Raw genomic sequence first — 11,690 nt, forward strand, 5'->3', positions numbered from 1 at the left:
TTGTTCGCACATGTTGGGCTGTTCGCTGACGGCGCACGATTGCGCCGCAGGCATAAGGACGCAAAAAAGCACGGCCCCCGGATCCGGGATCCAGGGGCCGTGCGATTGCCGGAAGCGTCAGCTGCGAAGCTGCCGGACTGTTAGAACTTGGCTGCTGCCGGATCGTCGCTGGCGACGGTCTCATCCGCTGCAACTGCTTCTTCGGAGACCTCAGCGTTTACGTCTTCAGCCTCGACGGCGGGAGCTTCTTCGCCACCGGGACGCACAAAGTCGCTCAGGTCAACAGCGTTGCCCTCGGAATCGGTCACCGTTGCCTGGCCCAGCACTACTGCAAGGGCCTTGCGGCGGCGGACCTCGGAAACCATCATCGGAACCTGGCCGCTCTGATCGATGATCTGGGCGAACTGGTTCGGGTCCATGCCGTACTGGCTGGCCGTGCTGACGATGTAGTCGATCAGCTCGTTCTGGCTGACATTGACTTCTTCCTTTTCAGCAATGGCGTCCAGGATGATTTCGTTCTGGAAGGCCCGGGCAGTGTTGGCCTTGACCTCTTCGCGGTGCTCTTCAGTGTCGTGCTCGCCCTCGCCGTGGCCGCCGCCTTCCTTGAAGTGCGCTTCGAGCTGCTCTTCAACGACGGAGTCCGGAACCGGAACCTCGATCATTTCAACCAGCTTGTCCAGGACCTTGTCGCGGGCTTCTACGCCCTGCTCGACGACCTTGGACTCGGCAGCCTGCTTGGCGAGGTCCGCGCGAAGCTCTTCGAGAGTGTCGAACTCGGAAGCCAGCTGGGCGAAGTCATCGTTGGCTTCGGGGAGTTCGCGGATCTTCACGGACTTGACGACGACCTTCACCTGGGCGGCTTCGCCGGCGTGCTCGCCGCCTACCAAGGTGGTGTCGAAGATGGCTTCTTCGTCGGCGGACAGGCCGGTAACGGCCTCGTCCATGCCTTCGAGCATGGTGGCTGCACCTACCTGGTAGGACAGGCCGGAAGCGGAATCAACCTCTTCACCGTCAATGGTGGCGGTGATGTCGATGGTCAGGAAGTCATCGTTGGCAGCAGGGCGGTCAACGGACTTCAGCGTGCCGAAGCGGCCACGAAGTTCATCAAGGGCCTTGTCGACGTCGGCCTCGGAGGACTCAGCGGCTGCGACCTCGACCTTGATGCCGGCATAGTCCGGAAGTTCAACCTCGGGACGGACATCAACCTCGGCGTGGAACTTCAGCTCACCATCGGTGGAGGACGGGTCCGGAACCTCGGTGATTTCGACCTCGGGACGGCTCAGGGGGCGGATGCCGGATTCCTGGACAGCGGCCTGGTACCAGCCGTTGAGGCCCTCGTTGATGGCCGTCTCCAGCACGTAACCGCGACCAACCCGCTGGTCGATCAGCTTGGACGGGACCTTGCCCTTGCGGAAACCGGGGACCTGGATCTGCGAAGCAACAGTCTTGTATGCCTCGTCGATGCTGGGCTTCAATTCCTCAAAGGGGACCTCAACATTGAGCTTGACCCGCGTGGGGGTGAGGTTCTCGACAGCGCTCTTCACAGTCTAAGTACTCCTGGTTTTGTGGGGGTGGGTTCTGCAAACGCCCTGTACTGAAACGTCCTGGCCAGGCCGTGTGGACCGGGCCGCAGAGTCGGGGTGACAGGATTTGAACCTGCGACTTCCTGCTCCCAAAGCAGGTGCTCTAGCCAAGCTGAGCTACACCCCGTAAGTGCACAGGCAAGTCTACGGTCATCCGGGCCCACTTTGCACATTTGACACGTGGGGGATGAATTAGGTTTAGTTGTACCCGGCTTGAACAGCCGACCGGAAATCATCAGGCAGTCGTGATCAAGTACTTGATATCAGGCAAGTACAATGGTTGCCAGCGGTTCCCGGGGACGTAGCTTAATGGTAAAGCCTCAGTCTTCCAAACTGATTACGCGGGTTCGATTCCCGTCGTCCCCTCCACATGACAGCAGGGCTCCTCCTTGAGGGGCCCTGCTGTTCTTGTTAGCGCGAGGACTGACAGCCCGGGCACCAATAAAGTTTCCGCCCCGCCAGGTCGGCCACACCGATGCCAGCTCCGCATACGCGGCACGGCTGGCCATGCCGCTTGTACACATAGTGCGCGTTGCCGTCTTCCGGAAGACGGCGGCCGTTTCCTGCTGCCAGGTCCCAGAACTCCGCCGGCGTGGTGATAATCCGCCCATGCCGCACGCCGTCGTTCATCAACAGCACAGTGTCGTCCCACAACGCGGCAGCAAGCTGAGGGGAAATACTGCTCCCGGGCAGCCACGGGTCAATGCCCTGGCGGAACAACACTTCAGCGCGGTAAACATTGCCCACGCCAGCAAGGACGGTCTGGTCCATGAGCAGCTGCGCAACAGGAGTGCGACGGCTGAGCAGCCGTTCCACAAAGTCTTCGCGGTTGCCCGGCTGGTCATGCAGCGGATCCGGACCCAACCGGTCCAGGACCGCCTGCACCTGCGCCACATCCAGCACCTCACAGGTGGTTGCGCCCCGAAGGTCGGCCCAGCCGTGGTGCGACACCAGGCGTACCCGGACAGCGCCTACGGGCGGCGGCGGCCCTTCGTACTCCGGTACCGGACCGTCGTCAAACGTTTCCCGCTCCCCCACCCGCCGGGGCGCGCCAATGCTGGAAGAACCCACGAACGTACTGTCCCCGCCGAAACTCCAGGCCCCATAGAGCCCAAGGTGTACGTGCAACACCAGTCCGTGCTGAAACGCCAGGAACAGGTGTTTGCCGTGCGCGGCGGAGGCCTCCAGCGTGTGTCCGTCCAACAGGGCGGCACCAGCTGCAAACTTTCCCTGCGGGCTGCTCACCGCCAGTTGTTCGCCGACGAAAACTTCGGCGAACTGCCGGGCCAGCCGGTGGATGGAATGCCCTTCAGGCACTAGTCGATGACCTCGCCGGTGTTCTCATAGGCAGCGATTTTGCTGATCCTGCGGACGTGCCGTTCATCGTTGCTGAACGCTTCGGTCAGGAACGCCTCGATAATTGCGGTGGCTTCTTCCACCGTATGCTGGCGGCCGCCGACCGCCACAACGTTGGCGTCGTTGTGCTCGCGGGCCAGGGTGGCAGTGGAATGGTTCCAGGCCAGCGCCGCGCGGACGCCCTTGACCTTGTTGGCGGCAATCTGCTCGCCGTTGCCGGAGCCGCCCAGGACGATTCCCAGCGCGAAAACGCCGGCCTGCTGGTCCACGACCACTGCCTTGGCGGCGTTGATGCAGAACGACGGGTAGTCATCCAGTGCGTCATATTCCTTGGGCCCGTGGTCAACCACTTCGTAGCCCTTGGCGGTGAGGTGGTTGACCAGGTGGGCGCTCAATTCCATGCCGGCGTGGTCGGTGGCGATGTGCACGCGGGGGAACGTGGGGTTCTGGGTCACGGCAGTGTCCGTTCGTTTGAAAGAGCACCGGAGCATCGCCGGGCTGGGTTGGAGACGGTCAGGGGTCAGATCGCCACGGACCAGAATACTAGGCGCCGGCGGCGTCTGGTCCCGGTGGCCGTTCGGCACGTGCGCGTGCGGCCACGCGGGTAAGGACGTCGGCCAGCCGGGCCGCTCGTGTAACGCTGCCGCCGCTCACGGCCAGCCTTCCGCCATCGGATTTCCGGACGACGACGGCGGGGCCGCTGCTGACCAGAACCGCTGCGGTTCCGCTGTGGTGCCGGTAGCCCCACCCGCCATAGTCTGCGGCTTTGACATCCGATGCGCTGGCAGCGGAAATATCTGCGGCCGGAAGGTCAACCACCGGCACGAGTCCGCCGATGAACACCCGCAGGCCGTGCCTGTCCGCCCTCACCCGGGCCACCAGCAGGAAGGCACCCACGATCGCAACTACCACCAGGACCAGGCCCAGCCACGGGACAGCGATGGAGATCAGCGCGGCCGGTAACAGCGTGGCGATGGCGATCATGATGAACACCGAGCTCCGGGCGTGGACCCAAAAGCGGAGCGTCTCCCGCTTCAGATCCGGATCCAGGATGTCCGTGACGGCCTCTTCAAAGGCCTTATCGTCCTCCTGAGACCACTGCCGGTCGGCCTTGAACACAAAGACCATCACCAGGCCCGATGCCAGTGCGGCACCGCTGCCGAGGGCCAGTACGGTGAGGTCCACATGCGATTCACGGGCATCCGCAAGGCCCGCCTGGCCCACCAGTCCGGCGGCCAGGACACTGGTCAGGAACAGGCAGAGGAACAGCCCGCCGCCCATCATGACACGCCGGATCATGGCCGGGCGTGGGAGCCAGCTGCCCTGGAACATCACCAGCCAGCCCACCAGCACCACCACGGCAGAGCCCACGCCCACGTAGGCGCCGAAGGGCGCAAAGGAGGTGCCGCCGTCGGGAGTCCAGGCAATGGCCAGCGGATCCGGAAGGTCCGGCCTCAGCAGGAGCGCACACGCCACGAATGCCGCCGCCAGGGCCACCGGGAACCCCGCCGCAAACCGCAGCGCCTTGCCGTCCACAGCATCACCGAACTTACGCATGCCTTAAAGCTACCCCCGTGGGAGCCACGCCCGGAGGCTCCGCAGCTTGCCATCGGGGGCGCAAGTGGAAGAATGACCAAACAGCGTAAGAACTGACAGTGCCGGCGCAGGCGAAGGGCCCGACGGCAGCCATAAACTCTCTGGAGGCCCCACTTTGCCCGGTATGAACCTCACGCGTGCGGAAGCCCGCGAACGCGCCGACCTGATCACCGTGCAATCCTACGAAGTCGCCCTTGACCTCACCCGGGGCGAAAAGGTCTTCGGCTCCACCACCACCGTAAAGTTCAGCGCCGTGCCCGGTTCGTCCTCTTTTATTGACGCCGTCACGGCCAAGGTACATAGCGTCAGCCTCAACGGCAGGGAACTGGATCCGGCACAAGTTGCCGACGGCATCCGGATCCAGTTGCCGGACCTTGCCGCGGACAACGTGCTGACCGTCGTCGCGGATGCTCCCTATATGAACACCGGCGAGGGCCTGCACCGCTTTGTGGACCCTGTCGATAACGAGGTGTACCTGTACACACAATTCGAGGTTCCGGACTCCCGCCGGATGTTTGCCGTGTTCGAGCAGCCTGACCTGAAGGCCACCTTCGCCTTCACCGTGACGGCGCCGGCGTACTGGGACGTTATTTCCAATTCCCCCACGCCTGACCCGGTTGCCGTTTCAGATGCGGCCGCAACCTGGACCTTCTCCCCCACCCCCCGGATTTCCTCGTACATCACCGCGCTCATCGCCGGCCCGTACGAGGCCGTGCGCAGCGAGGTGACCAGTTCGGACGGACGCGTTGTGCCGCTGGGAGTGTTCGCCAGAAAATCCCTGATGCAGTACCTCGACGCAGACAACATCTTCGAACTCACCCGGCAGGGATTCGAGTTTTATGAGGCACAGTTTGGCTGCCCCTACCCGTTTGAGAAGTACGATCAGCTCTTCGTTCCCGAGTTCAACGCCGGGGCCATGGAGAACGCCGGGGCCGTGACCATCCTCGAAGGCTACGTTTTCCGCAGCAAGGTCACCGACGCGCAGGTTGAGCGCCGGGCCATCACTGTGCTCCACGAGCTGGCGCACATGTGGTTCGGCGACCTCGTCACCATGCGCTGGTGGAACGACCTCTGGCTCAACGAGTCCTTCGCCGAGTACATGTCCCACCTGGCCGCCGTCGAGAACACGGCCTTCACCAGCGCCTGGACCACTTTCGCCTCCGTGGAAAAGTCCTGGGCCTACCGGCAGGACCAGCTGCCCACCACCCACCCGGTCTTCGCCGAAATCAACGACCTCCAGGACGTTGAGGTGAACTTCGATGGCATCACCTACGCCAAGGGCGCTTCCGTGCTGCGGCAGCTGGTGGCCTGGGTCGGGCCTGAGCAGTTTATGGCCGGCGTGCGCGAATACTTCGCCAAGCATTCCTGGCAGAACACAGAACTGTCAGACCTGTTGGTGGAGCTGGAAAAGGCCAGCGGACGCCAACTGGACCAGTGGGCCACCCTGTGGCTGGAAACGGCAGGAGTCAACACGCTCAGGCCCGAGCTCAGCGTCAGCCCCGATGGCATTATCGAGTCGTTCGCCATCCTGCAGTCCGCGGTGCCGGAATGGCCTACCCTCCGGCCGCACCGGTTGGCAGTCGGCTTTTACGACTTCAACGCCGCCGGCAAGCTGGAACGGTTGCACCGCGAGGAACTGGACGTCGACGGAGCCCGCACAGAGGTGCCGGCCCTGACAGGCCGGCCCCGGCCTGCCCTGATCCTGGTCAATGACGACGACCTTGCCTACGCGAAGGTCCGGCTGGACGAGCAATCGCTGGCCACCGCCACGGCACACCTGAAAGACATCAGCCTCAGCCTGCCCCGTACCTTGGTCTGGAGCTCGGCCTGGGATGCCGCCCGCGATGGTGAGACGCCCGCCCGGCGTTACGTTCAGCTGATCCTGGCGAACGTTGCCGCTGAGAGCGATTCGTCCGTCATCCTGGTGCAGCTGCGCCAGCTGGCCACCACCTTGAACTTCTACGTGGCCGAAGAACACCGTGAAACCACGGCAGCCGCCGCTGCAGACACGCTCTGGAAACTGGCCCGGTCCGTTCCGGCCGGCTCCGATGTACAGCTGCAGTTTGTGAAGGCGTTTGCGTTGCATGCCCGGACCGGCGGCCAGCTGGACACCATTGGCGGCCTGCTGGACGGCTCCTTGACCCTTGACGGCCTGGCCGTGGACCAGGACCTGCGCTGGGAACTGCTGACCTCCCTTGTGGTGGGCGGGCGCGCCGGCCAGCCTGAGATAGATGCCGAACTCGCCCGGGACACCACCGCCAGCGGCCAGAATGCGGCAGCGCTCGCCGGAGCCGCTATTCCCACAGCCGAAGCCAAAGCCGCGGCCTGGGAGTCAATCGTGGTGAAGGGCGAACTTTCCAACGCCATCCAGGGATCAGCCGTAGCCGGTTTCACCCGTGTGCTGGACCGCTCGCTGCTGGAACCCTATGTGGAGAAGTATTTCGACGCCGTTCCCGGGATTGTGGCAAACCGCACCCACGCGCTGGCCCAGCAAATCGTCATCGGACTGTACCCCGCCCAGCTGACCCGGCAGTCAACGATCGACCGGACCGACCAGTTGCTGGCCGGCCTGGGCGAAGACAACGCAGCCCTGCGGCGGATGATGCTGGAAAATCGCGACGGCGTGGCACGCGCCCTGCGTGCCCGGGCTGCGGACGTCTAGGCCGTTATGACGCTGGGTGAGCACACGTATTCACTGACCGTCCGCTGGACAGGCAACCTCGGCGAAGGGACGTCCAGCTACCGTGGCTACTCGCGCAATCACGATGTGCTGATCCCCGGCCTGCCGGCCCTCCCGGGGTCCGCGGACCCTGCATTCCACGGCGACAAGGAACGCTACAACCCTGAGCAGCTGCTCCTGACGGCCCTGGCGCAGTGCCACATGCTGTCCTTCCTCCATGTCGCCGTACGCCACGGCGTGGTAGTCACGGACTACGAGGATGCTGCTACGGGGATCATGAGGATGAACAGGGACGGCAGCGGGCAGTTTGAATCGGTGACGCTGAATCCCCGGGTGACGGTGGCGGATGCTGCGCACGTGGACCTGGTCCCCGAGCTCCACCATGAAGCGAACCGGCTGTGCTTTATTGCCCGGAGCGTCAACTTCCCGGTGCAGCATTCACCCGTCACTATGGTTGGCTCATAGCGCCTTCCGGGGCGTTCGGCGCCCACTTCGCTTACTTCGCGGACAGCAGCTCACGGGCGAGGCGGGCCTCAGTATCCGGGCTGAGGCCGGCCTTCCGTTCGCGGGAGAGACCGCGGCGGCGTTCGTCATCGAGTGTGTCCTGAAGCGTGTCCTGCCAAGGCCGCAGGACAAGTCCCCGCGCCTTCGCAGCTTCGTTGCTGCGACTGCTGAATCCGTCGTTCCCGTGCGGGAGCCACAGCGGCAGGGAATCCCTGCCTGACCAGTACCCGATGCCTTTTTCCACCAGCCAGTCTTCGGCCGCCGGCAGGATGGTCCCCAGGAAGCCCGCAGCATTTTCCGCTGCTTCGATGTACTCTCCGAACGGCACCTGCCCGCCTACTGCGTTCAAGGGCCCGGTGACGGCGCGCTCTGCCGCGTCCAGGATCCAGGCTGCAAGATCCCGGACGTCGATCACCTGGGTTGCGCTGCGGGCAATGTCCGGGACGACCAAGGGCCTGCTGTCCCGGGCAAACCGGGCGGGCCAGTACCCGTACCTGTCTGAGCTGTCCCCCGGCCCGCTGATCAGCCCCGCCCGGCAGAGATGGGCTTTGCCGGCGGCCGCTTCAAGGGTGGCCTGCTCAATGGCCGACTTCGATTCCCCGTAATTCCCCGGGGTGGACGGCATTCCGGTGGGAAGTGGCGGCAGGAGGTCCGCTTCCTCCTTGGCATGGGGCATCGAGTGGTCGGCGTAGACAGAACAGCTGGAAACGAAGGTCCAGTGGCGTGCACGGCCGGCAAGGACGCTGAGCGCATCCCTTGCCAGCGCCGGATCGCGGGCCACTTCGATCACCGAGTCCCATTCACCGGAGGCTCCGGCATAACTGTTCGCGCCCAGTGAACGGTCTTCCTTTAACCATCTGGCGCCCGGAGGGGGCTCTGCCGCGGAACCGCGGGCAAGGCAGGTGACCTGGTGGCCTCCTGCCACGGCTTGCGTGGCTATTTCTGCCGACAGGAAAGCAGTTCCGCCAAGGATCAGGATGCGCATGACTCAACGCTACGGCGCTAGGGTTGAAGGAGGACAGAGCCTTATGCGCTGGGCGTAGCCCGCGTAAGGCACCAGCTACCGGCGGCCGCCGGTGAACCCCAAGGAGCAGCCCCACAGATGTTGAGCATGTTGTCGATCACCCCACTCGCCGCCGACCCGGACGGTGTCAGCATCCCCGGCATCGTGATCAGCCTTGGCGTAGGTGTTGTCGTCTGGCTGGTGGCAACCTTCGTGATTTCGCGCATTACCAAACGGGTGGCCTCGGGCAGCAACTTCTTCAAGAAACCCCACTTCAGATGGGTTGCCCCGGCGTTGAGGGCACTGGACCACGAACGCCGGGTCCAGAGGGCAGAAACCATTGGCGCGCTTCTCAAGAGCATCGTGGGTGTCCTGGTCGCGGTAATCACCATCATGTACGTGCTGCAGAATCTTGACGTCAACATTGCCCCGCTGCTGACCAGCGTCGGCATCCTCGGTATTGCCATAGGTTTTGGCGCCCAGCAGCTGATCCGCGACTTCCTGGCCGGGATTTTTATTACCATTGAAGACCAGTACGGAATTGGCGACGTCATCGAGACCAGCGAAGTGGTGGGTGTTGTGGAGTCCATGGGCCTGCGCATCACCCGTGTCCGTGCCAAGGACGGCGCTATCTGGTACCTGCGCAATGGCGAAATCCTGAGGGTGGGCAACCGTTCGCAGGGGAACTACGTACCCGTCACGGAGCCTTCCGGCCCCGAGCAGGCGGCCGGCTACGGCTTTGACCATGGCGGGGACGACAAAAAGACTGACCAGAAGGCCGGAGAATAGCAAGATGAGCACACCCGCCCAGCCTGAACAGCCCCGGCAGCTGATGCAGAACGATCCCTTCAGCAAGCCGGGGTATACAGACAACTTCTACGACGCCGTCGGTGGTCATGAAACTTTCGTCAAACTCATTGACGTGTTTTACGACGGCGTCGCAAAAGATCCGCTGCTGCGTCCCATGTATCCGGAAGTGGACCTGGGACCCGCCAAGCGACGCTTCCTGATGTTCCTGGAGCAGTACTGGGGCGGTCCCACTACCTACGGTGAGGAACGCGGGCATCCCCGTCTCCGGATGCGGCACATGCCATTCACTGTGACGCCGGAAGCAAAGGACCGCTGGCTCTTTCACATGCGCGCCGCCGTCGACGCCCTGGAGCTGCCGCCGCTCTATGAGGGGACGCTGTGGGACTACATGGAGCGCGCCGCGCTGTCCATGGTCAACAGGCCGTCAGGCTCCTAGCCCGGGTGGAACCGGCGGTTCCTAAAGCCCGGCGCCCGTCCGCACCAGTACATGGCCGCGGTCGCCGCTCAGCCTGAACCACCGGCCGGCGCGGTAAACCGTCTGTTCGCCGTTGGCCAGGAAGCCCAGTGTGAGCGCGGCGAAGGCGGCCCCGGCCGGGAGCCCTCCGGAGGCTTCCTCAATGTCCGTACCTTCAGGGGCGTTCCCGGGAAGGGTAAGCTGCCTGCCCCAAACCGTTGCCCGGACGTTGTTAACGATCAGTGCGCCCGGGTTTTCCGGAACCATCGAGGCGACTTCGACTATCCCGGCTTCCGCAGCGGTCCGCAGCACCTGGTCAGGGAGTGTGCCCACCCGGGCCCAGCCCGATCGCGGAGCGCTCACCCCGGTCCACGGTTCCGTGACCGTCGACGGCGGTACCGGCAGATCGACGTCGCCCAGTCCTGCGCGGGCCAGGCGGTCCAGGACGGCACCGATCGGCACCGTGACGTCGGTGTCCGCAGGGCGGGCCAAAGCAATGGTCCGCAGCCCCAGGACAGTGGGCGTCGCTTCGCCCAGGATGCGCGGGCGCAGCACGCAGACATAAGCGGCGAGAACGGAGCCCGAGGCCTGAAGCCGGATGGCGCCGTCGTCTATCGATTTGGCGCGCGTGGCAAAAGTGCGCAGGTCAGCGAGATCGCTCGGATCCGGGAACGTCAGGGAGGGAGTCAGGAGGTCAGGCACACTATGAACCCTACCGGGAGTGCGCGTTTGAGCAGCCCCCGGCCGCCGTCTAGAGTCAAACCATGACTGAAGTAAACGCCCCACTGCCTCCGGTTCCCGGCAGCGATCCCACTATGGCCCTGATCGAGCTGCTGACGCTCGGAGAGCTCGAGGGGGCGCGGACCAACGAGGATATCTTCCTTGGCCCGTCACAGCGCCAACCGCTTCAGCGTGTATTTGGCGGACAGGTCCTGGCGCAGTCGCTGGTCGCTTCTACCCGGACTGTCGACCCGGACCGGGCGGTGCATTCCATGCACGGCTACTTCCTCCGACCCGGGGACGCGAACAAGCCCATCACCTTCGGTGTCGAGCGGCTCCGCGACGGCCGCTCCTTTTCCGCTCGGCGGGTCCACGCCTACCAGGACGGCTCCCCGATCCTATCGATGATCGCCTCCTTCCAGACGCAAGACGAAGGCGTTGACCACCAGTCGGACATCCCGGAGGGGATCCCGGATCCTGAGTCACTGCCCACCACCGCCGAACTGCTGGGCTCGATCGATCACCCGGTTGCCAAGCACTGGGCCTACGAGCGGCCCTTTGACATCCGGCACGTGGATCCTGCCCTGTACATGAGCGCCAATGGACAAAGGTCGGCGCAGAACGCCGTATGGATGAAGACCTTCGGCCCCCTGCCCGACGACGCCAACCTCCACCGTGCCGCACTGGCCTACGCCAGCGACTACACAATCCTCGAATCCATCCTCCGCCGCCACTCCCTGAGCTGGGTGACGCCGGGCATGAGCGTGGCCAGCCTGGACCATGCCATGTGGTGGCACCGCGACGCCCGGGCCGACGAATGGCTGCTGTACGTCCAGGAATCCCCCACCGCCCAGGGTGCCCGCGGCCTTGCCACCGGCCGAATCTTCAACCAGGCGGGCCAGCATGTAGCGTCCGTAGCACAGGAGGGCATGGTCCGCGTTCCGCGCTGAACCTGGTCCTCGTACGGCAACGGCCGGCACCCTC

General features: G+C 64.3%; 11 protein-coding genes and 2 tRNA genes. 6 read left to right on the forward strand and 7 right to left on the reverse strand.

The window, feature by feature from the left end:
* Nucleotides 1–140: 140 nt before the first annotated feature.
* Together tig and ACWA13_RS10255 are read right to left on the reverse strand one after the other, a co-directional pair.
* Nucleotides 141–1,544 (reverse strand): trigger factor, encoded by a 1,404-nt coding sequence (gene tig / locus ACWA13_RS10250; RefSeq protein WP_463933790.1) that lies wholly within the window; start codon nt 1,542–1,544, stop codon nt 141–143.
* A gap of 91 nt (nt 1,545–1,635) precedes the next feature.
* A tRNA-Pro gene (locus tag ACWA13_RS10255) sits at nt 1,636–1,710 on the reverse strand.
* A gap of 168 nt (nt 1,711–1,878) precedes the next feature.
* On the opposite strand from ACWA13_RS10255, the gene ACWA13_RS10260 reads away from it, so the two are divergent.
* A tRNA-Gly gene (locus ACWA13_RS10260) sits at nt 1,879–1,952 on the forward strand.
* Between the two features lie 42 nt (nt 1,953–1,994).
* Here ACWA13_RS10260 and ACWA13_RS10265 read toward each other — a convergent pair.
* The 3 genes from ACWA13_RS10265 to ACWA13_RS10275 form a co-directional block, all read right to left on the reverse strand.
* Entirely contained in the window at nt 1,995–2,900 is a 906-nt protein-coding gene (locus ACWA13_RS10265; RefSeq protein WP_463933792.1) for an Fpg/Nei family DNA glycosylase, read from the reverse strand.
* Nucleotides 2,900–3,394, reverse strand: coding sequence for a ribose-5-phosphate isomerase (locus tag ACWA13_RS10270; protein ID WP_463933794.1), 495 nt, complete (start codon nt 3,392–3,394; stop codon nt 2,900–2,902). Before ACWA13_RS10270 ends, ACWA13_RS10265 begins: the two co-directional genes overlap by 1 nt.
* An 88-nt stretch (nt 3,395–3,482) precedes the next feature.
* Nucleotides 3,483–4,496, reverse strand: coding sequence for a hypothetical protein (locus ACWA13_RS10275; RefSeq protein ID WP_463933796.1), 1,014 nt, complete (start codon nt 4,494–4,496; stop codon nt 3,483–3,485).
* Between the two features lie 163 nt (nt 4,497–4,659).
* On the opposite strand from ACWA13_RS10275, the gene pepN reads away from it, so the two are divergent.
* Both pepN and ACWA13_RS10285 read left to right on the forward strand, forming a co-directional pair.
* Nucleotides 4,660–7,197 (forward strand): aminopeptidase N, encoded by a 2,538-nt coding sequence (pepN, locus tag ACWA13_RS10280; RefSeq protein ID WP_463933798.1) that lies wholly within the window; start codon nt 4,660–4,662, stop codon nt 7,195–7,197.
* 6 nt (nt 7,198–7,203) lie between these two features.
* Nucleotides 7,204–7,680 (forward strand): OsmC family protein, encoded by a 477-nt coding sequence (locus ACWA13_RS10285; protein ID WP_463933800.1) that lies wholly within the window; start codon nt 7,204–7,206, stop codon nt 7,678–7,680.
* Between the two features lie 31 nt (nt 7,681–7,711).
* Here ACWA13_RS10285 and ACWA13_RS10290 read toward each other — a convergent pair whose 3' ends face one another.
* Entirely contained in the window at nt 7,712–8,704 is a 993-nt protein-coding gene (locus ACWA13_RS10290) for a Rossmann-fold NAD(P)-binding domain-containing protein (protein WP_463933802.1), read from the reverse strand.
* Nucleotides 8,705–8,821: 117 nt separating this feature from the next.
* Here ACWA13_RS10290 and ACWA13_RS10295 point away from each other — a divergent pair, with 117 nt between their 5' ends.
* On the forward strand, nt 8,822–9,511 hold the full coding sequence (locus ACWA13_RS10295; RefSeq protein ID WP_463933803.1) for a mechanosensitive ion channel family protein: 690 nt from the start codon (nt 8,822–8,824) through the stop codon (nt 9,509–9,511).
* Nucleotides 9,512–9,515: 4 nt separating this feature from the next.
* Nucleotides 9,516–9,968: a globin gene (locus ACWA13_RS10300; protein WP_463933804.1), complete on the forward strand. Its 453-nt coding sequence runs from the start codon at nt 9,516–9,518 to the stop codon at nt 9,966–9,968.
* 21 nt (nt 9,969–9,989) lie between these two features.
* Here the strand turns inward: ACWA13_RS10300 and ACWA13_RS10305 are convergent, their stop codons facing one another.
* Nucleotides 9,990–10,688 carry a DUF8185 domain-containing protein gene (locus ACWA13_RS10305; RefSeq protein WP_463933806.1) on the reverse strand — a complete coding sequence of 233 codons (699 nt, stop codon included), beginning with the start codon at nt 10,686–10,688 and terminating at the stop codon, nt 9,990–9,992.
* Nucleotides 10,689–10,750: 62 nt separating this feature from the next.
* On the opposite strand from ACWA13_RS10305, the gene ACWA13_RS10310 reads away from it, so the two are divergent.
* Nucleotides 10,751–11,656 carry an acyl-CoA thioesterase gene (locus ACWA13_RS10310; protein WP_463933808.1) on the forward strand — a complete coding sequence of 302 codons (906 nt, stop codon included), beginning with the start codon at nt 10,751–10,753 and terminating at the stop codon, nt 11,654–11,656.
* Nucleotides 11,657–11,690 lie beyond the last annotated feature (34 nt).

Source organism: Pseudarthrobacter sp. TRD_SC_9 (assembly GCF_055361265.1).

What these genes read in the sequence shown, in the direction of transcription:
- ACWA13_RS10290 (WP_463933802.1), bottom strand. Translation starts at nt 8,704, where the DNA reads ATGCGCATCCTGATCCTTGGCGGAACTGCTTTCCTGTCGGCAGAAATA.
- ACWA13_RS10300 (WP_463933804.1), top strand. Translation starts at nt 9,516, where the DNA reads ATGAGCACACCCGCCCAGCCTGAACAGCCCCGGCAGCTGATGCAGAAC.
- ACWA13_RS10295 (WP_463933803.1), top strand. Translation starts at nt 8,822, where the DNA reads ATGTTGAGCATGTTGTCGATCACCCCACTCGCCGCCGACCCGGACGGT.
- pepN (WP_463933798.1), top strand. Translation starts at nt 4,660, where the DNA reads ATGAACCTCACGCGTGCGGAAGCCCGCGAACGCGCCGACCTGATCACC.
- ACWA13_RS10275 (WP_463933796.1), bottom strand. Translation starts at nt 4,496, where the DNA reads ATGCGTAAGTTCGGTGATGCTGTGGACGGCAAGGCGCTGCGGTTTGCG.
- ACWA13_RS10285 (WP_463933800.1), top strand. Translation starts at nt 7,204, where the DNA reads ATGACGCTGGGTGAGCACACGTATTCACTGACCGTCCGCTGGACAGGC.
- ACWA13_RS10310 (WP_463933808.1), top strand. Translation starts at nt 10,751, where the DNA reads ATGACTGAAGTAAACGCCCCACTGCCTCCGGTTCCCGGCAGCGATCCC.